Source organism: Wolbachia endosymbiont (group A) of Norellia spinipes (assembly GCF_964273535.1).
The window spans coordinates 436,329-461,322 of sequence record NZ_OZ187006.1; the positions used below are offsets into that span (position 1 = coordinate 436,329).

Genomic DNA, 24,994 nt, shown 5'->3' on the forward strand with positions numbered 1-24,994 from the left:
TAGGTTAAAGAGTATATCTTTTCTTGAGATTCTTTTAAAGAGACATGACTAATGACACAAAGTTAACAGACTACGAAGTAGGGAAAAAATTAAAACATGAGAGGGAAAAGAAAAGATATACTCAGGCAGGTCTAGGAAGTAAAGTCGGAGTATTAGAGAAGCAAATGTCCAGATATGAGCGAGGGGAAAATCCGATTTCAATCATTATATTCTGTATGATAGTAGTGGAACTAATGATTGATATGGCAAAACTACTGCCTGAATCGATGGCATCAGAGAAAGGTGAGGTAGAAAAAACATTAAATCTAGTTAGAGAATGTAAAAAATTTAGGAACCAGGAATTATGTAAGATAGCCTCTGCATTAAATAAATCTATCCAGGTGGGGGAAGAAGAAGGTAAAAAAGCAGGAAAGATTAAAGTAGCAAAGAATTTACTTAAAGCGGGTATTTCTGTTGATATCATTCTCCAAACAACAGGCTTGTCTAAAGATGAACTTGAGAAACATAATAAAACAGAGATAGTTAATTTTATAGCCTATAAAACAGGGGAAAATATGAAAGACTGGAGGCTAGCAAGAGGACGTTCTCAGGAGGATTTAGGAAATGAAGTCGGTTTAACAGGTGGTCAAATACGACGCTATGAGCAAGGAACACATATCATGACAATAGGAAAACTATGTAACGCAGCAGACAAATTATCAACGCACGCTCAAACTCTACTGCCGAAAATTAGTGAACTAATAGAAAAAGGCAATGTTGAAATTGAAAGAAGTAATGAGGATAGAGAAGGAGAAAATGGAGTACTAGATTTAGTGAGAGAGTATAATAAAATTGAGGATGAAGAAATACGTGATAAATTTTATTCATTAATTATGTCAGTATCTAAAAGAATACAGATTGATAAAGAAAAGGGTAAAAAAATAGGGAGAACAGAAATGGCAAAAAATCTACTTGAAGTGGGTATTCCTACCAATGTAATATGTCAAGTGACTGGCCTACACAATCTTGAAGCTATAAGATAATTTCTTTAGAAAATCTCTTAAACCATTAACCTAACATTACCTCCTTTCACACTTGTGCCATTTCCGCTTAACTTGCTACGCCTGTCAGATTAACGACATTGTGATCTGCTGTCTATTTTAATATCACTATCGTTATAATATAAAGAACTTAATGACTGACTGTGTGGAATTGGTTGCACTTTACTTAACCTGCTACTTGGACCTGACTGATCGTTATTGCTACTGCCAGAACTTGACAGGCTTGACGACCTACTACGCGACATTGGCAGCACATTTGAATCATTGGCAGCTTGAGCATTTGGTTTTTGTTGCTGATCAAATTTAGCATTAGAAGCCTGAATAGCTGATTCTTGTTGTTGATCGTTAGTACCTTGAGCATAGGGTTGTTGTTGGCTAGTACTTGCCTCTTCATTCTGAGCTATTCTGCTATATCCTATATAGTTAAACAATTCTTGCGTAAAGTTTTGTAACTCTTTTCTCGTTTTTCTACTCTCTTCTGTAGATCTCCTACATTCTTCTTCAAGTTTTGCATTCCCTCTTATGACCCTATCACAATCTTCTCGAAGCTTCTTATTCTCTATTCTAGAGCTCTCTATATAAGTGTCAGTATCAGCTATAGACTTCTCTGCTCTTTTCAATACATCATCCATAATCTTTGTCCATTTAATGTACTCTTCCATAATATATTTTCCAACACCACCTTCTATATAAGAATCAGGTTTAAATTTATGTGCTAAATTATTCTTGATTATTTTTATGATTTCAAAAAATCTATTTCTCACTTTTTCATGGCTGATTTCCTTATTACCTGTTATTTCAAGGATGTCTCTTACTTTTTTTCCGTATTCATTATTGCCGTTAAAATACGATGCTAAACAATGCGCATAACCGTATAACACCCTTTCTTGTTCAAAATTAATCTCTGAATTTTCCTTCGTTTCCTGTGATGAATTCCCTTCCAGAAGGAAAGAAAACCATGATTTCTTCTCTTTGTTTTTCTTTTTTTCTACGTTAACACACATCTTACTGCACATCAATAAAACGCTAACATATTCTATAAACGGTAGCACAAAATATTCATCCGCATCTTCATAAACTCTGGGAGGTTGAAACTTTTTTTGTAAGGAGTCTGTAGCAAACTCATCTAATTCTTGCAACATATCCAATTGCATTTCACTCTCAATTAACATATTACATATTGAAGAATATATACCTTTCAGTGCTTTATCTTTCTCGCACACTTTCCCACACTCTTTTTTTACTTCATTAAACTCTTTAACTAATTTTTTATATCCCTTAACACACATGCTTAAATAGAGTAGAGCATCATCTCTATTTCTTTTAAAATTATCCAACTCATCATTAATAAAGCTTTCTATACCACATTGGCCTGCCTTTAAAAAGCTATTTATGTTTGCTATTATTTTCCCTTGTTTAATTTCTGACACTCTAGCTAATTTATTTAATATTCCAAAATTCAGCTTGTTTACCTCATCTTCATTTCCTAGTAAACTAATTTCCATTTTTGCATAAAACCCATACTTATAGTCAACATCAAGATCCTTTAAAAATGCTTTAGTAAGGCTATTTAATACCGTTCTTGTTGTACCCAGTGCGGTTTGCATCTCTTTAGCTTGTGCTACTTCTTCATCAGAGCCACCTCTATTTTGAACTCTATCAGGGTGATACTTTAAAGACAAATTCCTGATTTCCTTATCAGCATCCTTAACACGTTGTTCATGTTCTTTTTCATCCTTTATATGCCTTCTTACCTCTTCAAGACTAACGTCAAGTTCTTGTAGCAGCTTAGGTAAACCAAACAATTTTAATACATCACCCAGAGTCATCAAATCAGGTCCTTTATTTAAATTATCAGAAATATTAGTCGATGTTGTTGGTACTTCTTGACTTCTGTTTCTTGCTTGATTTCTGCCTTCAAAACTTCCCTTTTTAAACATACAACCCCCATAATAATTTGTAACTAAACTGTTCCATTGTAGAACCCGGCAATGAATCAAAACTGAAGTAAATAGACCCAAAACTATCTTCCAAAACCAAGAATAGTTCCCATATTCTCCTGCCCTCTGACATTGTTTCTTATCTATTTGAGCATCTTTTAGCTTACCACTCCACGGCCACCACCAATACAACTTTTCCTCACCAAAAGCCTCAAGCAATGTTATACACTGTTCTTTTATTCCTTCAGAAAACTTATCTTCTAAAAGTTTTTTAGCATTAAAGCCTTTCTTTTTGCATAAACTCTCAAGCAGAGTGGGGCCAAAACCCCACCATAGTACTCTATATTTTCTCTGCCCAGCAAGAAAATTAATTGCTTCTTCTTGCCACATTAACGACATTGTGATCTGCTGATTATTTCAACATCACTATCGTTAGAATGTGAAGAATCCAGTGACTGACTGCGCGATATTGGCTGCACTCCACTTAGCTCGCTACTTGGATCTGGCTGATCATCTGCTTGGTTTGCAGGCTGTTGCTGGCTAGATGAGCTACAACTAAGTTTGTTGCGTTGTTCTTTAACACTTTCAATCATTTTTTTTAACCTTTCCTCCCTTTCTGCACTGGCTGCTTCCTCACGTTCTAAATGTCCTATTAAGAACTCTGAATCTTGCCTACAAGACTCTGAAGCTTGTTCACAAAGCTCTGAAGCTTGTTTATAAAATTCTCCTTGCTCGCGAATTTGTTCGCACATCTCTGATACTACTTCATTCCGCTCCAAATGCACTTCGTAAAGTTGCTCATTGTATTGCCTCAGATCTTTACAAAATTCATCACCCAAATTTTTCATTGTCCTCAGAAAATTCATCTGCACTTCTGCAACTTTTTCATAAAAATCCTTTTCAGGCTGAAATTCCTTTTCTAGACAATTTGAGTATACATTGATTATTTGAACAAGCAGCTGTAATGCATGTTCTTTATCCAATGAGTTAATATGCAAAAGCTTAGCAGCTAATTTTCCATTTTCCTCATTTCCATAGCAATAATATGTTACAAGGTAATGAGAAAGTTCATGCAATGATAAAAAGCTATTTAAATTTCTAACAACCTTGTTATCAGCCACAGTTTTATATATCGTTTCATTACTAACAAGCTCTCTCCACCTTTTTGTATTAACTATCTCATTACATATAGTTAAAATGTTAGTATACTCTATAAACGGTAAAGTAAAATCTTTCTCTGCTTGTTCGTAACTTCGTTTATCATTAATGCAATAAGAATATTCGTGATTTATTAAATGACCAGAAACTTTATTTAATATTTTACCCTGAGTTTTACACTCTTCTAACATCTGAGTTGCAATAGGTTCCATGCGATCATTTTCTTTGCATAGATCACAAAACAACTCTAGATTAGTACGCAATTCTTCATAACCAATTAAATAACTTTGAAAATAACATTCAGCATTATCTTTTTCTTTTTGGAAGTGGTCCACATTATTTGAGATAAAACCTTTCATGCTAGCTTGACTTGACCTTAAAAACCCATTGAGATCAGGTACCAACCTCTCGTACTTAATATGAGATAACTCGCCTAGCTTGTTTAGTACTGTGTAAGTTATGTTTTTTAATTTTTCCTTGTTACCTAAAAAATCAACTCGTACTTTGCTAAAATAGCTGTATTTAAAATTATCACATTGGGAAAAGTTTTCATTAAAATGCTTCAATATACTTCGTATGTCATCTAATTTTGCCTGTATTGCTTGAGCTTTTGGTCTTTCTTCTTCAGGTATACTGTGCCATTTTGGCGAGTTAGGATGATATTTTTTACAAAGTTGTGTAAGTTTCTTGTCAACTTGTGTTTTAAAATATTCCTTGTGGTTTTCTATAGTTCTCTTTCCCGCTTTAACGTCCTTTAGATCATCATCAAGCTCAGACAACACGTTATCAGATTTAAGTATCCTGAGCGTATCTTCCAAAGTCATATGATCTATTACTGTTAAATCATCTTGCCTCTGTTCTCTTTGAGAATTAGATGCAGTAGGAATTTCTTTATCCTTACGTTCTACACCTTGAGAATTAAGTGATACATTAGGAACTTCTTTATGTTGTACACTTCCCATACCAGTGCTACTAGCACCACCATTTTTATTTGGTAACATTTTACTACCCTCCTTTTTCCATTTAAAAAAATACATTAACAATAAAATAAGCAAAAGAACCACTAATGCTACAATTAATAAGAGGACTACAAGATCCCTATTTTTCACAAAAACCCCCTTATAACTATAACATTATAAATCATCTGCTGAGGTTATTACTTACGTGATTAGACAATACAGGCTCGTCTATATCAGAGCTTGGGGGAGTGTTAAATAAACTGTGTCAAACCGCATTTTTAGTTCAACTCAATTTTCAATCTGCCAGGAAAGAAAACATCAAGTTGAGAGATAGTTAATGCCCAATCATGTACAGGCATCGTCCACTTTTCCTCTGCCTTCTTTATAGCACAATATACCTGCTTATACAAGGCATTTATGCTGGTAAATGAGCCTTTGGTCTTAGTGAATTTCCTAATTTGCCTATGTAGCCCCTCTATGGGATTGGTGGTGTAGATTATCCTCCTAACTGGACCAGAATACTTAAAATAACCAGACAAGTTTTCCCAATTATTCTGCCAAGATTTTATAACCATAGGGTACTTTGTGCCCCATTTTTCATCCAATTCCAACAGATAATTCTCGGCAATTTCCTTGCTTGAAGCTTGATATACCTTCTTTAAATCGCTCAAAAAACTCTTCGCATCTTTACTGGCCACATACTTCAGTGAGTTGCGTATCTGATGCACTATACACATCTGCACTTCCGCATTAGGAAAGACACTGTTTATAGCTGCAGGAAAGCTTTTCAGCCCATCAACGCAGGCAATAAGGATATCTTCTACTCCTCTTTCTTTGAGGTCATTTAGCACTCCCAACCAGAAGTTAGCTCCTTCACTTTCAGCCAAATAAAAACCTAATACTTCTTTTTTGCCATTTTGATCTATGCCTAATATGTTATACATGCATTTACTTACGCAATGCCCGTCCTCTTTGACTTTAAAAAACCATGAAAACTATCGGATATACAGACTGCAGCGGGCGACTACGCCATTCGTTGATTACTGGTAGCAATTTGTCAGTAATACTTGATATCTCTGCCGCCGATATTTTGTGATCATAAATTTCCTCAACATGTGACACTATATCTCTATAGCCCATACCACTGGCAAATGTGCTCAAAATCTTCGTTTCAAGCTCTGGATGTAAGTTTGTTTGCCTTTTTTTGACTATTTGTGGTTCGAAACTTCCTTCCCTATCTCTTGGCGTCAAAAGCTCAAATGACCCTGCGCTTGTACGTAAAGTCTTTGCATTCCTCCCATTTCTTCGATTATTCTCTTCGCTTTCAGCCGACAAGTGGTTTTCTATTTCACCTTCCAGGCTTACCTCCAGCAACTTTTTTATAAACGGTGTTAATGCTCCATTTCTCCCTGTCAACGGTCTTCCTTCTCGTATAGACGACAGGATATTTGTTTCTAATTCTTTATAATCTACCAAACCGGTAGTTCTGTTTACTACTTTCTGACTCATTGTCAAACCTCCATTTTTTTATATCAATTTATTACTTTTTTTTCGGTTTGACACAGTTTATTTAACACTCCCGAGCTTGGACCAGTATTCAATTCATCAGAAGACTCAGCTACTAAATTAGAGGCTTGAGATTCATGTATATCATGATTAATTGACCTACTTTCACTTCTTTCTTTATTAGTTTTCTTTTCTTGATTCTCCTGAAATCGTCTCATTAGCTCTTGTATTAACTCTTTTTGGCCCTCCATTAACTCTTTTTTAAAATCTTCCTTGTCTTGCTTCATTTGATTCATCCCTTCTTGATGTCTTTCCTCTGCTCTTTTCCTTTCTTGCTTCATTTGATTCATCTCTTCTTGATGTCTTGTCTCCGCTTCTTTTTTTGCTTTAGACATCTCTCTTATTAACTCTTTTAAGTTCTCTTGTTCAACTTTAGAATTCTCTCTTTCCTTTTTATACCTTTTTTCATCTTCCTCCGCTTGCTTCATTAAATCTTTTATCCCTTGTTCTAATTCATTAATCAACGCTTGATTCCTTCCCCCTGTTTCCTCCCCTTTTTTAACTGCTTCTTTCAACAGCTTTTGCAACCTTTCTGTTTCCTTTTGCAACTTCTCTCTTTCCTCCGTAGACTTTTCTCTCTCCTCTTTAGATTTGTTAATTGATTCATTAAGTTTGTCTGTTAGATTTTTGTTTTCTTGTTTTATTGCTGCGATTGCAGAATTACACTCCTCTTTAACTTCTGTCAATTATTTCTCAAAACTTTCTAACATTTGCTTATTCTCAGCTTCTAATTTTGATATCATTTCTTCCTTCTGAGATATGGTATTATTTTGCACAGCTATAGCGTTATCCTTCTCAGCTACAACATCCTCTAGTATAGCTATAGTATTATCTCTCTCAGCTATAGCTCGATTTCCAGTAGCACTACCAACAATACCACCTAACACCACCAATAGCACTACCAACTGCAGCACCAGCAACTCCAGCAGCAATAACTGCAGTATCCACTCCAAACATATAACCTCCTCTTAAAATAAAAATTATTATGTATAACAAAATTGATTAGTAAGTCAACTACCTTTTTCAAAAAATACTTTCAATAAAAATGTAAGTCAATTAGCACCACAAAAAATCTAATTATTGACTTTTTCTAAAATTGCAAAAAAGTACCTACCTTTGTGAGAACTTATTGGGTAAAAATAGGGTTGTGCAAATAAAGGTGTGAAATTTTTGCAATAAAGCTAGGTACGTTAGTTCGCACCTAAATATCACAAAAATAGGCTAATATAGCTGATTTTACGATATAGTAGAATTATTATATAGAAAAGTTCGCACAGAACAAGCGTTAGACCAATCCATCCCAAGAAAAACAGTTCTCACGTTCCTTGATTTTGAGCACTGGAAATGGTTAATTTGCTTGAGATTTTAATAATATATTTTGCTAAATTAATAGTATTTTACTTGCGGAAGAATTAATAAGCGTATGATAAAAACAGAATTTAAAAAAAATGAAAGATCAGATTGACCTTATCAAGAGGCTTTTATTGAAAACTATTTCAAGTCTAAAAAATTTTTCAAGTTGATGATTGACAAAACTTAGAAACGGGATATCTTACTAGCAATGGTATCAAGTTACTGTAGTGTATGTTAAACGTAACAGTTTCCATTTTTTTCCATTCATAGAGAGGTGATCATGCTGCGTTCAGATATTCCAAAAGTTTTGTTTTCGTCTATTAAAGAGGATGATCCCTATAGAGCATCTAAGCTTTTTCAAATTGAGCGCTGGTGCTATGCAAATTGGCGTTTACACCAAAAAAGTGGCAAGAAAGGATGTAATTTTCTTGCACAAGTGCTATCTAGTGAGGATTGTTGGAAAAAAGTAGACAATTTACACGGAGTTAAGCTTGATAGGCAAGTAGTAGGCAAAAAATTGATTACGCAAGGTTCAAATAATCCATTTAGCTCTGAAAAGAGATATCAGACAGCTTGTCGTTATTGCCTAGAAGAGGATATTGTTGCTTTGTTTGAAGAGAGGAAAAATAAACTATCAGCTCAAGGTAAGAGCAGTCTATTGGAGTATGGTCACTTAGTTAAGACCCTATCAGGGAACCTTTTAATAGTTTTTTGGTCACATTTTGTCAGCGGTTATATCTCTAAATTAAATTTAGATGGCTGTCATCCATATGAGTACGGGCTTAAGTGTGCTATGAGTTTTAAGCAAGAGCAGGCAGTGGAATTCTTCTGGAATAAAATAAAATCATTACCTGAAAGTGAGATGAGTGAACAGAAAAAGGATGAGATCTTCATGAAAACAGCGGTATATGCAGCAGGTATTCGTTGTAATAGTTATCCTGAAATATTCGAATTTTGCTTTAGCCAAATAAGTCCTGATAAATATCCAGAACTTCTAAAAAGAGACTTAGCTGAAAATGGTTATTATGGTAGTTTAAAAACGTTACAGAGTGCATTTCGCTTTGATCAATTTCGAGAACTATTTAATTACTTAAAGCCAAGTAGTATTTCAGGAGATTATTATTGTGTTTGGTTAAAGTATATAAGAAAAATAGAAAGCTATTCAAAATCTTGCGTAGATGAAGGAATAAGGCTTTTTATGCATATGTGGACGAAAGAGGGATTTGATAGCCATCGTGCCTTATTATTAAATGAAGAAATGAAGAGTAGTTCAGTACTTCAAGGAAGGTTGTTGGTGCCTCTAATTGATGGAGGTTATATGGCACCGGTATGGGCAATATTAGATAAGGCTAATCCTATCAAATCAAAGAATTTATGGATTCTAGACAAGCAGAGTATATACGATCTGTGTTAGAGAAAAGAGACATTGATTCATTAAATAAATTTTTATCATACGGTAAGTCTACAGCTGAAGAGCTTACTAGCTTAACTGAGGTTAAATTAAGCAAAGCATGTGAACAATTAGGTTTGGGTAATTGAGAAGTATTATAAGGCAATTCTATAAAGCAGGTGGTGGTTTCTTGTTACTACTTTAGCTTCTGTCAAAAAGATGTTGCATTATAATACAAATGTTATATACATAAGCCAGCATATGGGTAAAAATAGCTTTTATTATTGATATCTCTGATTGTTATATAATAAGCTTGGTATAGTGGGTTTAGTATAATATAATGAAGGGGGGTTTTATGTTAAAGACACAATATCCAACAGATCATCTAGGCGTTAATTCAAAGATTACCGAATCATCGGGTAAAATACAATATATAGAGCAAGCTAAAGAATTTTCTCAATTCAAGCGTTATCGGAGGTCTGACGCTAATTCCGAAAGTGAAAGTAGATTTAAAAGAATTGATGTTCCAGGAGATGGTAGTTGCTTATTTTGGTCTGTTACTATGGCTTACTTAATACCTGTGAGAAACAACGACGCTTTATTTCGAAGGAGGTATAAAGCTTTATTTGGAAATGAAGAAGCTGTAATCCAAAATTTAGATCATATTAGAGGTTTGGTTCGGAATTGAGGTACTGCGAATTATGATGATACATTTGCAAACTTAGTAAGAAATGTATTTCGCAATCGAGTAGTTGATCATATAAGTTCTCATAGAAACGAGTTCGAAGGTTTTATTGAGGGCAATTTTGAGAATTACTTAGAGAACATGAGGAACCCTAATACTTGGGGAGGTGAGCCTGAAATAAAAGCAATGAGTGAAATGCTCAGCGCAAGGATTAGTGTTTCTGGTGCAACTGAAAGTCGATATGAAAACGGAAATATTCAAATACAGTTATTTCATGTTGGCGCACTGGGTAACCGAAACCATTATAATTTTGGTCTTGAGAGAGGTATTGTTGATAATGATGTAGAGCTTGCGAAAGGTTTAAAAAAAGTCATGGGTAAAGGAAGACCACAAGATTTTGAGTTAATACAGTTATTGATAGAGGAAGCAGATACAGAAGTTGGCACAAGTAAGCAAGGAGAGGATTTTAAATCTTTCGAAACAAGATTTCAATCATTTGTGGATCAGATTCCATCTTATTTACACTCTGTAGAAAAAGCAGGATTTTTTACTCACTTCTTCTTAGGGAGCTTTTCTACTTTGCTGGATACAGAAATTGCAGGAAAGTTAAATATTAAAAAGATTTATTTTAGTTTTGATACTTCGAAAACTTTAAAAGTAGCTATTGTTAAAAATGGTCAAATTGGAAATGCTGAAGACGCTATTAATAATATAGATTTATTTTCCATTTCAGAAGGTAAGCGTGGCCATCAATTTACTTCTGGTGAGTTGGAGAACGTATTAAAGGAGAATATAGCTTCTGAGGGACTGACTGAACGAGATATTAAGAATAGAATTGAAGAGATTAAGAATGAAATTAATGGAAAAATGGAATCTAGATTAGTACAGATCTATAAAGGAAAGGATGGTATTTTTGTTAATATGGAAGTTAAAGAGATACTTAATTCTGCTACTAGCAAGGGATTACGTGAAATAGAAAAAGGAATATGGAGTAATCCGGAAGCTGATATAGCTGGGTTAACTGGTTTTGATGAGACAATAGTTGAAAGATCTCTTGAGGTGGTTCTTAGAGAGATTGGGAGAGTTCATTCTAAATATGAAAACTCATTAACCTATGATAGTAGTGCACGTGAAGCAGCACATCATGGATTTATGGTAGGTGTTTTCATGAATTTCCACTATAGATATAATCTTAGAGTTTATCCAGAGCAATTTGTAGGTAGGGGTTATGCAGATATTATCCTGCTAGCTCGTGGTCCTGATCGTGCATTAGACTCTATTCCCATTATTATTGAGTTAAAAGCAGGAGTACTTCGTAATGCTACTCCAGATAAGGCTTTGCAACAAGCAGAAAGGTATGCACAAGGTTTCCAACCAAATGTTCAGCGAGTTTTAACTACTGCAGACAACATTTTATGTGTTGGTGTCAATCTTGATAATTCGTCTCCTATCTCTGATATTAAAGTATCAAATCGTGGAGAAGAGATAATTCCTCTTTTTCAAGAAATATTAGAATCTACTAAGGATTTGGACACGCAGACAATTGGTAAAAGGGAATTAAAAGAACAGGTAAAAGATAATTTAGAACGTATTTATCATACGTTTCCTGGTACACCAGAGAAGGGAGATAATCATTATTTCAGTAGGTTTTTACTAGGGCAATCATTATTATTAAGTGAAGATTCAGGAGCAAATTTAAAAAAGTACATTTTTATCTATGGAGATAATATACCTACCGAAGCGCATCCCGATTCTGGTAGACCTGGACGTCTAGCAGCTCAAAGAGGCAGAGAAGCACTATCAACTAACCTTGATGCAAGCCATGCAGTTGTAACAATGGTGCTTATTCCAGAAAATACAGATAAGTTAGTTTATGTAATAAATATTGTTGAAGCTAACAGAAAGGATGTTCTGAATAAAGCGCTTCCCCTTGATAGATTAGGTAGAGAGATAGGAGGTAGGAAAATAGTTGAATTAGGTCTTAATTTTGATACTAGATACAAGTCAGATTTTAAAAGATATCTTACTGTTTGGGCTGAAAAATATAATTCTTTACAAGGGTACAACAACGGAGTTGGGAGATTTGAAGGTACTTTCAAAAAAGTTCCTTATCCTAATGAGTTAAAAGAAACATTTGATAAAGCACTAGATATCCAATCTTTATCAATAAAAGGATATAGCGGATTATTAGAAAAAATTGGAGAAGGAATATTTCCTTTTAAGAGTCTCGTTAATAAAGAAGCTCATTTTCAGGGAATATTGAATGGAGTGTTTAGTTATTATAGTGACTTAAAATTACAGGAATCACCAGAAACCAGAGCATTAGTTTTAACTGAGTTTCAAACTGGTAGAGGGGAACGTATTGACATGCTAGTTCATGGTATTAAGTTTGTAGCTCAAGGTGGAAATGCTGAGGAGTACACACCAATAGGGTTGGAACTTAAGACATCAAGGCAGGGCAAAGGAGCTCAAGCTTTATTGAGGGAAGCAAATGATCAAATAAATGAAGAATACAAAGAAGGTGTTACCTATAAAACTCTTACAGATGGTGATGAGGTAAAGTTTATCGGTGTTGTTTTCGATAAAGGATCGAACAATCCAAATAAACTTATTTTAACAAGTAGGACAGCTAAGGAAGGATTTATTCCTGTTGAAGTAGTTCATAGTTCAGTTCATATGTTACCTACTGTAGGGCAGTGTTCTAAAAGAAAATCTTCATCGCCGGAGTATCCACCAAGTAAAAAACCAAGAAGAGAAAGAAGTGTAAGTATGGCCTGCATAGATTCGCTTGATGAAGAAAAGATTACAAATGAAGAAAAAAAGCAACGTGTTAAAGAGCTATTTGATATTGATAATGCTAAGGATTTAACTAATGAAATTGTAGATATAGGTCGTGAGCAAGTGTTTGATATGATAGGCAATGCTGATAGGACTGATGTATATGTAAAAGTAAAAGATAACAATGGTAATGATAAAAAATTGATAATAGGTGATATTATAGAAATGAAGAATGCAGAAAGATATTTTGTAGATGATTATAGTGATGGTATTGAGATCTTAGTAAAAGTAGGCAGAGATAAGGATCGCGTTATAAAAGAAAAAATAAAAGGACAAAATATTGAGTATTATTTAAGCATCGATGGCTATGAAGTAAAATTCGATGATATAATTAAAAATTTTACTACAGATGCAGAAAGAGAGAAAATTCATAATAAATTACATCAACTATCAAATGATAAGCAGTTGTTAGAGAATAAAAAATACATTGAAGACATAGGTAATGTTCAAACTAATCAAGATTACTCTAATATTGTAGAGGAAATTAAACAGAACTTGCTAGCAAAAGGTGTTAGGGAAGATACTTTTGACAGATTTAAAAGTCATTTTGATGATCTTGGTGAAAAAGTTTTTGTAGATTACATTAATAATGTAGAAAGCAGCCTTCAAGAAAAAGGAATTGCATTTGATCGTGATAAATTTGATTCAGCGAAAATAAAAGGAGCAAAAGGTGGAAAGTTTTTTTCCATGATGGCTATATATGACTTGCTTGATAGTATATGTGATACAGCAACACTTGAACGGCATAATAATGATGCTTTAAAGCAGGTATTTGGTATCAACGGTATACTTGATGCTATGGATGATGTTAGGACAAGTGTAAGTATTTCTCCTAATAGTAAAGTAGGAAAATTGGTTAGTAAAATACCACAGCCTGTACGTCAAACTTTTGTTAAGATTATCAGTAATCCTGTAGTTCAAAGTATTACATTTGCAACTATTGCTTATCAATTTGGGTATAGTATAAAGGAAATGGCTCAAGGCAACCATCATCCATTAAATTATTATTGGACAGCTAGTAGTGGTGTAAAGCTAGCAAGCATGAGTATAAGGCCTATAAGTGCAGGAATTAGTTTTACAGTAAAAAGTGTAAGTGCGACCACTGAAATTTTAAGAGGGTTATCTGTTGCAGGCAAAGGTTTAGGCAGGTTAGCAGTAGTTACTATGGCTAGTGCGACCACTGAAATTTTAAGAGGGTTGTCTGCTGCAGGCAAAGTTTTAGGTAGGATATCAGTATTTACTATGGTTCCTGATATTGTGTTTTCGTTGCATCAATCCTTATACAGCAGAACAATGGAAGCGCAAGCAGTAGCAGCACAAATTCCCATATCTAATATCGATCGTGCTAAAATATTTTTTTCAAATTCTGAAAAAGCAATATACGAAGACTATATAAGGATAAAGAGTTATTTGAATACTGTGAAAAACAATGCCATAAGTTACCTTAATTCTGATCCTAATATAGCTGCAGTTGTGCAGTATGTTACTAGTATTGAAGAAAAATATAGTGAGATAATCAAAAACCGTGGCAAAAAGCCCATACGTATGGGGATGACTGATGAATATATTGGGGTTGATGAATATAGTAGTTACATGGATCACTGGGAGTGGGTATGTGAATTAGAAAAAGGAGATGAAAGTATCTCTTTCAATAAGGTTGATGTGACTTCTAATGTAAAGGAAGATTTATCTTTATTGAATATATCTCAAACTCTCAATTTAAAATTTTATCAGCTGGATGACATAGGTGCTACAAGATTTAAGAATAAAGCGAAGTATGAAGAATTTCTTGCCACACAAGAAAAGAAAAAAGTTTATTTAATTAGTGAGGAAGTAAAATATCTTCCCCATATAACTCAAGATGAATACAACAGCGGGTTGAGAATTGTAAGTGCACCATTAGGACATCTAACACAGGGATCTCAATGCAGTAAAGTAATTAATACAAAACATACACGTGGTGATAATATATATTACCCATGTAACAATGATAATATATATAGAAATTGTCAAGAGACCTTTGTTCTCTCGGGTGAACCTTTTATTTTTACTAATCAAAATAATACAAAAAAGCAAACATTTTCTAGAGGATTAATATTGTATATTTCAGGCCCTAAAACATTAACAGCAGCCGCAAATTATCCAGCAGTGATGCATGTTCCAGGTGGTAGTAGTATATGTTATATTGGCTCAAAAAATAATGAAACTATCTTTGTTATTAACAATTCTACATCTGGTACTTTTAAAGGCGGAACAGAAAAAGAAAATACTGTGGTAATGAATGTTAAAGCTAATAATATCGTTGCTGATTTGTATAGCGGAACTATACACTATGGTAATAGCAATAACATAAGATTGGTTAACACATATAACTATGTATCTAACTCTGACAACAAGCAAAATATTACTACTCACTGTGAAACGAGATTAATTAATGTAAAAAACGCGGAAGTTTGGCAGAATTCATTTAACTGCACAGACAAAGATTATGAAGTTAGAGTAGTTAACAAAGAAAATGTGCATAACAGGGGATTAAAACAAACAATATTTGTTGTTAATGAAGATAGTGATAATGCTAAGATAGTAAGTGATTTGGGCAGTACAGGAAAAATAAAAGGAAATATTGACATAATAAAGGTTCAAGTTGCTAATATCACACAGTGGGGAATAAGTGAAGATATAGAAAAGGTCGGCTATAGCTTAGATGTTTTAGCTAATAATACACAAAGTATTGTTTCAAGTACTAAAATCAATGATTTTAAAAATCTAGTAATTCAAGTAAATAGCAATGGAATAACAGAGTCTGTTGCAATACAAGATAAGTCTTTGTCTGATACAATAGAAGATATTAGATATCAAAAGCTGAAAAGTTCAGGAAGTGATATTAGTAGAGAGGTAATACAAAATAGTGCAAAAAAGTTAAAAGCATTTATACAAGCAAGTATTCTAGACCAACAATTACTTGATACTTACCAAATTGCAAAAGATATTGTCAATAACAATAATTTTGACATACCAGTATCTCAAGTAGAAGTTATTAAAAACCACATGGGAGTACCTAGTGAAAAAGTGATAATTGCTGGCATGTACTCAGGTCAAGTCATTGTTGATTTTAGCTATAGTAGCTCTGACGTTACAAGTAGTTATCAGAAATACCTTAATGGTGGACGGAACTATGGTTATGATGACTATCTGATGCTGTGTAATTACTATCAGGACATTACAATAGAAGGAGAGAAAGGGCAACACCAGTATATTATCAAACTACCAGATACATTAAATAGCAAAACTTCATTGTCGCCAATAAGGCTCAATTTAAAAATAAAAAACAAAGTGGTGTCTTATCAAAACATACCTTATAGTATCATTGATTTTGCTGAGTTAAGTGTAACAGATGTTGATGGTATAAGCATAGAAGAAGGTAAAAGGGATTATATAAATGAATGTTATGGCAAATCAATCTCTGACCTTACAGAGGATAGTTTAAAGATACAAGATATTACAATATTTGATAGTGTAGGTACTAAATGGTCTTTATCCATTGGTTTAGTTGATTATTTTCAAAATCCAGAGAATCAACAAATTGTATTACGAATAAACAATGAGCTTTATAAAATTGATAGTACAAACTTAGGGCTTGAGCACGTAGAAATGAATCCTAGCTTTTTCAGGTATTATCAATCAGACGAACAAGGGTTACAGATTTATCATAATCAACCTATTAATAATAATGATATTGGTGTGGTTGACTTTAAAGATAAATCCATAGTGGATTTTGATATGGGGATTACTGATGATGATTTGGTGTTGTCACATAATAATAATATCTTAGCAAGTGTGGAAGGTTGGAACACTTATCAACCTGCAAGAGAGGTGATGTTTGCTTTTAACGATACAACGATTTCTAATTTGAAATGCATAGTCTCTACTTGTAATTCAGAAGATATTATAGAGGATTTTTATAAGGAAAAAGTAGATTTATTAAAAGAGCAGGTATTTAATGCAACATTGCAAAGAAATAATAGTAAAGCTGAGGATTTGATAAAAAAGATTAAAAGTATAGATATTGGAAATGAGCATGAATTAACACCTTTAAATATGGCTATTCAAGGAGGTAGGTTGGATGTAGTAAAAGTTCTTTTTGATAGAAAGGATTTTAGTGTTGAAAATAAGGACGCCCTTCCTCTGCACTTAGCTGCTCAGGAGGGTAAATTAAATATAGCTGAGTTCCTTATCGATAAAGGTTATGATATTAAAGCTGAAGATAAAGATAGTAGAACACCTCTTCGTATAGCTGGTTGCAATGGTAATTTAGATGTGGTCAAATTCTTCCTTAGTAAGGATGCAACAAGTATTGAGGATAGAAACAACGATCCATATAAGATGATGGAAAGGGTTAAGGTTTTAAAGAAGGAGATTATTAATCAAGCAGAAACCGTGCCTAACGTAAAAAGATGGGCAGAGTTTTTTGTAGAAAAGTTAAAATATTCAATAAAAAATGTAGTAAAAGAGAAGCTAAAGGATGGTATGTTACATGATCGTTATGGTTCGGTTAATACACTTGCTAATGACATTTATAATTTCGATCAAAGGTTGTTTAATAATACAATTAAGGGAGTGATAAATGACGTATATGGGAAAGTAGATACGAAAAAAATATTAAGTTGTGTAGAAAGCCATAATGATGTTAGTCAGCGTATATTGGGTTATGTGGCTGTATTTAACGCAATGCAAAGAAATAATGATTTAAATAATGATGCAGTATTTAAGTTAGCTTACTATGTCAAAGAAGTAATGGAGATGAAGAACTATTCTGATGTCAATCAAGAAGATAGATCTAACCTTGAGAAACTAAAAGGCAGATTGCCAGAATCAGTGAGAAATGCAGTATTTGCGTCAGAAGTATGCATTAAAAATATTGATCATAATGAATATTTATATGCTGCTAATAGTTGTTTTAATTATGACAGCAATAGAAGAAGAGTATTTACTTGGATTTCAAAGGATGAAAAAAATGATAAGTTTAGGTGGAAGATTAAACCTGATGGTGACAACTTTAATATAGTGAATGCTGAATTTAATGAAAATTTATATGCTGCTAGTGATTATTTCAATTATGACAACGACAGGAGAATGGTATTTACTTGGGTTTCAGGTGGAGGAGTTGCACGAGATGTGTGGATGATTAAACCTGATGGTAACAACTGTTCTATAATGAATGTTAAGCTTAAAGAACATTTATATGCTGCTGATTATGCTAAATATGACAATGATAGGCGTAGAGTATTTACTTGGATTCCAGGAGATCAGGTTCTGCAAGGGATGTGGATAATTGAAGATTGTGGGTCTAATGTAAGAAAAACGAGAAATGCAGATGCTGGTTCTAGTTTAGATATAGTAAGGGTTTCAAGGCAAGCACAATTAGATCATGCATTGTTGAATGTAACAAAAGTTGGCAATATTAGTGAAGTAACAGGCCTTGTTAATCAAGGAGCTAATGTTAATACTGAAGACAGAGATGGTAATACCCCTGCACGCAATGCTGTATTAAAAGGTCACTTTGGTATATTTAAATACCTTGTTAAAAATGGCGTTAGTTTAGAGGGTAAAGATCATCGTTGTGGCCCCTCTATATGTGATGCTTCTTATAGTGGTAATTTGGATATACTAAAGTACCTTATTAGCAAATGTGTTGATATTAATGATACTGATAAAAATGGTTGGACACCGCTACATTTTGCTGCATGGAGAGGCTACTTAGAAGTTGCTAACTTTTTAATAGAAAAGGGTGCTGATATTAACGCTGAGAACATTTTTGGCAGGAAACCTATACACATTGCTGCTGAAAACAATAACAAAAACATTATAGAATTTTTCCTCAGCAAAGGAATGAGCATTGATGATACTGATAGAGATGGTCGCACTCCTCTATACTATGCCTCTTGGAATGGTCATTTAGACATGGTAAAGTACCTTGTAGATAAGGGAGCTGACGTTCATACTCAAGACAAAGGTGGTAAAACATTGCTGGGTATTGCTACTGATCAAAAACACAATAATATTGTAGAGTATTTAAAACAAGTGCAATTAGATAAAGAATTATTGATTGCAGCACAATATGGAAATCTTAGCAAAGTTGAAGATCTTGTAAGTCAAGGAGCTAGCTTAAGTGCTAAGTATAGCGATGGCCGAACTCTTATGCATTGTGCTGCTTATGGGGGCGAGCTAAATGTAGTAAAATATCTTGTGGTAGGTGAAAAAAGTAGTTTAAAAATTAAAGATAATAGTGGTAGAATTCCCCTTCACTATGCTGCTTACAATGGTAAACTAGATATAGTAAAATATTTTATAGACGAAGAAAAAATTGATGTTAATATTAAAGATCATGGTGGCTGGGTACCTCTATATTATGCTTCTTGTGGTGGTTATTCTAATGTAATAAACTACCTTGGTAAAATACATAATTCAGATTTGATAGGTAACTTACAAGAAAATTCTACGTCTTTAGAAATCCCAAATAGTAATAACATTGAGGTTCAAGACAAACTTGGTAGAACACCCTTACATCTTGCTGCCAAAGCAGGTGATCTGAGCAAAATAAAACTTCTTTGTGATGATTATATGGTTCTACGCCTTTACACTATGCTGCTCAAGAAGGTAACTTAGGTATGATTCAGCTTCTTCTTAGTAGATGTGCTAGGATTGAGCTTCTAGATAGGAATGGTTGGACACCTATACTTTTTGCTGCTCGAGAAAGTAAATGGAATGCAGTAGAACTTCTCGTTAGTAAGGGTGCTAAATTTAATAATGAAATAACGTATCAGGGAACACCTTTACATTTTGCTGTTCGAGAGGGTAATTTGGATACGGTAAAATTTCTTATTGATAAAGGTGCTAATATTGAGTCTCAAGACGACTATAATAAAAAACCTTTGCATCTTGCTGTTAGGGTGAACAGATTGGATATAGTAAAATTTCTTCTTGATAAGCACGCTAACATTGAGGCTAGAGACATGGATGGTGATGTACCTTTAGAATTGGCTATTCAAAGTGGTTACAAAGATATAGAGGAAGTCTTAAGGCAAGCACAATTAGATCTAGATAAAGAATTATTGAATGCTGCAAAAAGCGGAGACCTTGATAAAGTTAAAGAATGTATCAAACGGGGTGCTTATATTAATACTAAGAGTAGTAATGGAAGGACTTCTTTACACTGGGCTGCATTTGAAGGTTGCTTACCCGGAGTAGAGTATCTTATAAAGGAAGTTGCTGACATTAATGCTAAGGATAACACTAGTAGGACTCCTCTACACTATGCTGCTAGAAATGGTCATTTAGATGTAGTAAAATACCTTATAGAAGAAGGTGCTGATTTTGAAGTTAAAGACAAGGATGATAAAACACCGTTGGATCTTGCTTCTTGGAAAAAACATAATGATGTTGTAAAATATTTAGAGAAAATCAAAGAAGAAAGAGACAAAACTGTTCAACGCAAACGCCGTCATCACCATGGAGATCATGCTCGTCACCATATGTCAAGAAAACCACTTGCTATAGATTCAAGTAATCAACCTGAAATAGCAACAAGCAGTGCAATAAAACCATCTTCCTGGATAAATGATTTATTTAATTGGGTAAAAGGCTCTGTAGGTGGATTATTAAATTCTAAACCTACATTATCTAAGGAAACATCAAACACTTCAAGTCCAATCTCACAAGTTGATGCAAAAATGGATGTAAATGGTACAATAATATTGCTTGACGTGCTGGTTAGAAAGGTAACGGGTCAAAAGTATATTTCTACAGTAGATCAGTCTATATCTCCACTAGAAGCACAGGGATATGTACTTAATATTACAAAGGGATTTGAGAAAGTAGTAGAGCAAGCTGGATTAAAAAGCGGTGTATCAATGCATCGATTAAATATTGATTTTGTGGAAATACAGAAAGAAGTTACAGGAAAAATCATGAGTGGTAAATTTGATGAGATTTCGGGAATTTTAAACTCATACCTAGAAGAAGCATGTCCTGGTAGAGAAGCAGGATGCCCTGGTAAGTTAAGTCCGAAAAAGTTTGACAAGTTTATAGCTCAATTTAATAAGGGTCTGCTAAATCAATCAATAGAGCAGATATTACACAACAGAGATGGTAGATTAGAAGTTGATGATGCAAAGCAAATGAGTTTAGAGCCTCAAAGTTATTTAAGTAATGCTTCAGTTCACAGCAATTCAGAAGTATCAACTTGTCTTTCTGAGATAGGAGTAACCAAGCTTGGAGGTAATATCAATAGGTAGGTTATAATGTAAGAGGTAATATGTCAAGTAGTGGAAAATTTAAAGTGAGGGTAGCCAAAATAATTAGGGAAACCAGTAGCAAGTTTGATAGTCTTAATACTAAAATGGATGAAGTAGACATTAAATGCTAAGTGGTTAATATGTTTTCCATATTGAACTTACAGCACGTAGCTTTGATGTAGAAGTTTGGGTAACGTTATGATAGTAATTTATATAATTCTATGTGCAATCTTTATAGCCATTTTAGACAGCTCACTAGATTCTTAATTAGGGGATATGTCTAACTTAGAGAAGGTTTTCATAAATGTTAAAGTGAATAATTATGTTTTTTCTTTGAGTTGTGAAATTTCAGAATGAGAGAGACCAGTAATTTGAGCTATAACATCAATAGATACACCGGCCTTGAGTGAGTTTTTTGCTACTTCAATTTTACCTTCAATTTTACCTTTTTCATGGCCGATTTGGATGCCTTCTTTCCTGCCCTTCTCTTCTCCAATTTGGATTCCTTCATGTTTAGCATCATCGAGTTTTTGTTCCAAGATAGCAGCTTCTTTCTGTAAATCCATTACCCTTTCTTCATAAGCTACAAGATCTTTCTCATTCCAATGAAATTTATCTAACTCATCATATGCTAGCTTTATTATTGGTGATTTTTCTGCTATTTTCCTTAAATCTTCATCAGTTGTTTCTTCCGCATATTTAAAGAAAAACAGCCAACGATCTACTATATTTTCTAGCTGCTCTTCTCTACTTTTGGGAAACTTTGGTAACTCAATGAAGATAAATTGAAAATCTTTTAAGTCATGCTCATTAGTTTTTTCATCTCTTATGGTATGGCTAGATATATAATCAAGCTTATCAGGAAATAAATTACAATTAGAAATAGCAATAAGGAAATTATCTTCATTGCTATAGCAGATTGTGTACTGTTTCCTAATAAATCTGAGTACAAATCAAAGCATACTATTCGAGATGAAGACACTAATGAGCATGATCTAAAAGATTTCTATTTTATATTTATTGAGTTGCCAAAATTTCCAAAGAATAAGGAAGATCAGTTGGAAAATATAGTTGAAAAATGGGTTTATTTTTTTCGATATGCAGATGAGACTAGTGAAGAAGAGCTGGAAAAAATAATAGGTAGTGATGTAATAATTAAAAAGGCCTATGAAGAGCTAAATAGATTTAACTGGTCAGAAAAAGAATTTATTGCCTATGAACAGGAAATAAAACGTATTCTTGATGAACAGGCTGTCCTCGCTCAAAAACTTGATGATGCTACTGAAAAAGGCAGAGAAGAAGGCATCCAAATCGGTCATGAAAAAGGCAGAAAAGAAAGGGAAATTGAAGTCGCAAAAAACCTACTTAAAGCAGGGGTTTCTATCGATATAATAGCTCAAACTACTGGTCTTACAGTTAACGAAGTCAAAGACTTAAGCTAATTCTATCTTTGGGTGTCTAGATGAACATCTTTGTACTAGATGAAAACCCAGCAATTGCGGCACAAATTTTATGTGATAAGCATATAGTAAAAATGCCATTAGAAACTGCTCAGTTATTAAGTAATGTTTTTTCAATAGCATTAAAAGTGCCAAATCCTTTAGTCAGCATCACAGACCAGAATATAGAAGTTCCATATAAACTTACTCACAAAAACCACCCTTGTTCTCTATGGGCTAGACACTCAAAAGGAAACTTTAATTGGTTGATAAAGCATGGAAAAGAATTGTGCATAGAGTATAGCTTGCGATACAAAAGAACGCATAAATCCGAAGAAGTTATAGATTGGTGTGATAATAATAAGGATTTGCTAATTTTTCAATCAGCTGATATACAAATTTTTACACAAGCGTTACCTGATCGATATAAATGTAGTAATCCAATAGAAGCCTATAGAGAATATTACCTAAAAGAAAAGATGAGGTTTGCTAAGTGGGAAAAAGGTAGAGAAGCACCAGGTTGGATAATCTGCTACACAATACCACAGCTAATATAGCTCATAAATAAAGAAGCCATCCAAATCGGACATGAAAAAAGCAGGGAAGAGGGCGAAAAACAGGCTAAAATAGCTGTGGCTAAAAATTCACTCAAGGCGGGTGTTTCTATTGATGTTATTGCTGAAATAACAGGGTTTTCTGTTGATTATATTGAGAAAATTCAAGAAAAGAAGTTTTAGCCATAACGTTTTTTTTATTAAACCCTCTATTCTAGTAATTTTAATATTGCAATCCATTCTAATGTCTATACAATGCCTTTTTTATATAAATACTTAATAGGAGGGGTTAATGCCAACACAGAAAGAGCTTCGGGCTACGATGTCCAAAAAATTACAGGAAGCTATTAAACATCCAGATCCAACAGTTGCTGCCGGGAGGAAGTCAGCTATCAAGAGATGGGTGGGAGTCCTTCAAGATAACTTTATGGAGCACATAAAATACTTTAAGGGTGATAAGTTGAAGTTTTTGCACAATGTATTCCAAGATGAAGGTTGCTGGTCAGGTGTAAGGTTGGATAATGCTGCTTTAGGTCAAAGGTTTACTGAAGAGAAAATAGGTGGAATAGATAATCCACTTCGCAAATATGAGATGGCTTGTAGTTACTGTGTAGTGGATAAAATTCATCCATTCTTTCAAAAAAGATTTGAATTTTACAAGAACAGTTTTCCTCCTGGCACACTTGATGGTAGCGGTAATCTTATAACTGATAAATACATACGAAACTCCCTATTAAATAGCATGAAGAGAAAAGGTGATGTGTTCAACTTCTGGATCGATAGAGAATCTGGGGAATTAAAGAAGTATGATGCAGTAGAAGGCTTTGACAGTGCTGTAAAACTTAAGTGGAGTGAAGGAGTAGAGTATTTTTATAATCATTTAAAAGAAGAAGATAAGGAAAAGAAACTTACAGAAGCTATTATTGCTCTGTCCCGCGTTCAATCTGTTGAGAAAGATGCTCCTATTTTAGATTTTTGTGTAAATAAGATAGTCGATAAAGATACTCTTTTACAGAAATTATTGCAGAAAGATAAGGGAGTATATGCTCTTCTTGCTGAATTAATAGAGTCATGTTTTTTTGATACGGTTCATGATTTGGTACAGTGCTGGTGTTATGAGGAAGCTTCAGCACGAGGTGATCATTCAAAGGAAATACTCTCACAGGATGAGTATGACCTCCTTCTTTACTCACTTTCAAATGTAATGTTGAAAAATCCTGAATCAAATGTTCAAGCTAGATCTCTTATTATGAAGATTTGGAAATGTGACTGCTTTATTGAATACAGAAAGATTTCTGTTAATATTTCTAATTGTATAGTTCCTATACAGGACATGCTTGCAGGGTTAATAATTAACTGGAAACGAGAAGACATTTATAAGTCTGATGAGGAAAAAGAAATAGAGAAAAAAGAAATACTAGATATGATGTTATTTGCTAAAAATAGCTTTCCTGAAAGATTTGAGTTCTTTAAGGGAAGGATAATAAAAAGTCTTAGATTATGTGGTAGAGAAGGTAAAAGAGTAAATGTAGATTACGGTCTGTTTGCGGAAGAATTATTCTCTGAGTTAGAGAAAACAATTTTACCGCCTGTAGGTGATGGTCCTTGGAATAATTTACGGTCACGATCTAAAGCTCATGGTAGTAAGAAAACAACTTTGCCAGTTGATGATGGTCCACAGTCTGAGCTTGGAACTCCTAGTGTAAGTGGTGTTTCTTCTTATAAGAAAAAAAGCGTCTTTACGCTTAGTGGTAATAAGTAATCCACTTATGAACTCT

At 33.8% G+C, this 24,994-nt stretch carries 11 protein-coding genes and 5 pseudogenes; 10 read left to right on the plus strand and 6 right to left on the minus strand.

Annotated features, from left to right (window positions below):
• Window positions 1–44 precede the first annotated feature (44 nt).
• A complete protein-coding gene (locus ACFZP3_RS02230; protein ID WP_264735336.1) occupies window positions 45–1,022 on the plus strand; it encodes a hypothetical protein in 978 nt (325 codons plus the stop codon).
• An 89-nt stretch (window positions 1,023–1,111) separates the two neighbouring features.
• Here ACFZP3_RS02230 and ACFZP3_RS02235 read toward each other — a convergent pair whose 3' ends face one another.
• The 5 genes and pseudogenes from ACFZP3_RS02235 to ACFZP3_RS02255 form a co-directional block, all read right to left on the minus strand.
• Window positions 1,112–3,379, minus strand: coding sequence for a hypothetical protein (locus ACFZP3_RS02235; protein ID WP_264735337.1), 2,268 nt, complete (start codon window positions 3,377–3,379; stop codon window positions 1,112–1,114).
• Window positions 3,370–5,139, minus strand: a complete 1,770-nt coding sequence (locus ACFZP3_RS02240; RefSeq protein ID WP_386086762.1) for a hypothetical protein — start codon at window positions 5,137–5,139, stop codon at window positions 3,370–3,372. Before ACFZP3_RS02240 ends, ACFZP3_RS02235 begins: the two co-directional genes overlap by 10 nt.
• A gap of 236 nt (window positions 5,140–5,375) precedes the next feature.
• Window positions 5,376–6,606 (minus strand): annotated as a pseudogene (locus ACFZP3_RS02245) (IS256-like element ISWpi15 family transposase).
• Window positions 6,607–6,629: 23 nt separating this feature from the next.
• Window positions 6,630–7,349, minus strand: coding sequence for a hypothetical protein (locus tag ACFZP3_RS02250; protein ID WP_386086763.1), 720 nt, complete (start codon window positions 7,347–7,349; stop codon window positions 6,630–6,632).
• Window positions 7,350–7,553 (minus strand): hypothetical protein, encoded by a 204-nt coding sequence (locus ACFZP3_RS02255; protein WP_386086764.1) that lies wholly within the window; start codon window positions 7,551–7,553, stop codon window positions 7,350–7,352.
• A gap of 743 nt (window positions 7,554–8,296) precedes the next feature.
• Between ACFZP3_RS02255 and ACFZP3_RS02260 the strand changes: the two genes are divergently transcribed.
• The 6 genes and pseudogenes from ACFZP3_RS02260 to ACFZP3_RS02285 all read left to right on the plus strand — a co-directional run bounded on the left by ACFZP3_RS02260 (window position 8,297) and on the right by ACFZP3_RS02285 (window position 21,223).
• A complete protein-coding gene (locus tag ACFZP3_RS02260) occupies window positions 8,297–9,430 on the plus strand; it encodes a hypothetical protein (protein WP_386086765.1) in 1,134 nt (377 codons plus the stop codon).
• A gap of 331 nt (window positions 9,431–9,761) precedes the next feature.
• Window positions 9,762–10,094: a hypothetical protein gene (locus ACFZP3_RS02265; RefSeq protein WP_386086766.1), complete on the plus strand. Its 333-nt coding sequence runs from the start codon at window positions 9,762–9,764 to the stop codon at window positions 10,092–10,094.
• 54 nt (window positions 10,095–10,148) lie between these two features.
• Window positions 10,149–17,264, plus strand: a pseudogene (locus tag ACFZP3_RS02270) (ankyrin repeat domain-containing protein); the annotation flags it as partial.
• Between the two features lie 987 nt (window positions 17,265–18,251).
• The gene (locus tag ACFZP3_RS02275; RefSeq protein ID WP_386087099.1) at window positions 18,252–19,595 is read left to right on the plus strand and encodes an ankyrin repeat domain-containing protein; all 1,344 of its coding nucleotides are present in this window, start codon (window positions 18,252–18,254) and stop codon (window positions 19,593–19,595) included.
• Window positions 19,586–19,723, plus strand: a pseudogene (locus ACFZP3_RS02280) (ankyrin repeat domain-containing protein); the annotation flags it as partial. The gene ACFZP3_RS02275 and the pseudogene ACFZP3_RS02280, both read left to right, overlap by 10 nt.
• Before the next feature lie 18 nt (window positions 19,724–19,741).
• Complete coding sequence (locus tag ACFZP3_RS02285) at window positions 19,742–21,223, plus strand: ankyrin repeat domain-containing protein (RefSeq protein ID WP_386087100.1); 1,482 nt, start codon at window positions 19,742–19,744, stop codon at window positions 21,221–21,223.
• Window positions 21,224–21,543: 320 nt separating this feature from the next.
• Here ACFZP3_RS02285 and ACFZP3_RS02290 read toward each other — a convergent pair.
• Window positions 21,544–22,119 (minus strand): annotated as a pseudogene (locus tag ACFZP3_RS02290) (Rpn family recombination-promoting nuclease/putative transposase); the annotation flags it as partial.
• On the opposite strand from ACFZP3_RS02290, the pseudogene ACFZP3_RS02295 reads away from it, so the two are divergent.
• The 3 genes and pseudogenes from ACFZP3_RS02295 to ACFZP3_RS02305 all read left to right on the plus strand — a co-directional run.
• Window positions 22,114–22,665: pseudogene (locus ACFZP3_RS02295) on the plus strand (Rpn family recombination-promoting nuclease/putative transposase); the annotation flags it as partial. The pseudogenes ACFZP3_RS02290 and ACFZP3_RS02295 sit on opposite strands and share 6 nt — an antisense overlap.
• Before the next feature lie 20 nt (window positions 22,666–22,685).
• Complete coding sequence (locus ACFZP3_RS02300; RefSeq protein ID WP_386086767.1) at window positions 22,686–23,219, plus strand: pyrimidine dimer DNA glycosylase/endonuclease V; 534 nt, start codon at window positions 22,686–22,688, stop codon at window positions 23,217–23,219.
• A 289-nt stretch (window positions 23,220–23,508) separates the two neighbouring features.
• The gene (locus ACFZP3_RS02305) at window positions 23,509–24,978 is read left to right on the plus strand and encodes a cytoplasmic incompatibility factor CifA (protein ID WP_386086768.1); all 1,470 of its coding nucleotides are present in this window, start codon (window positions 23,509–23,511) and stop codon (window positions 24,976–24,978) included.
• The last annotated feature ends 16 nt before the right edge of the window (window positions 24,979–24,994 follow it).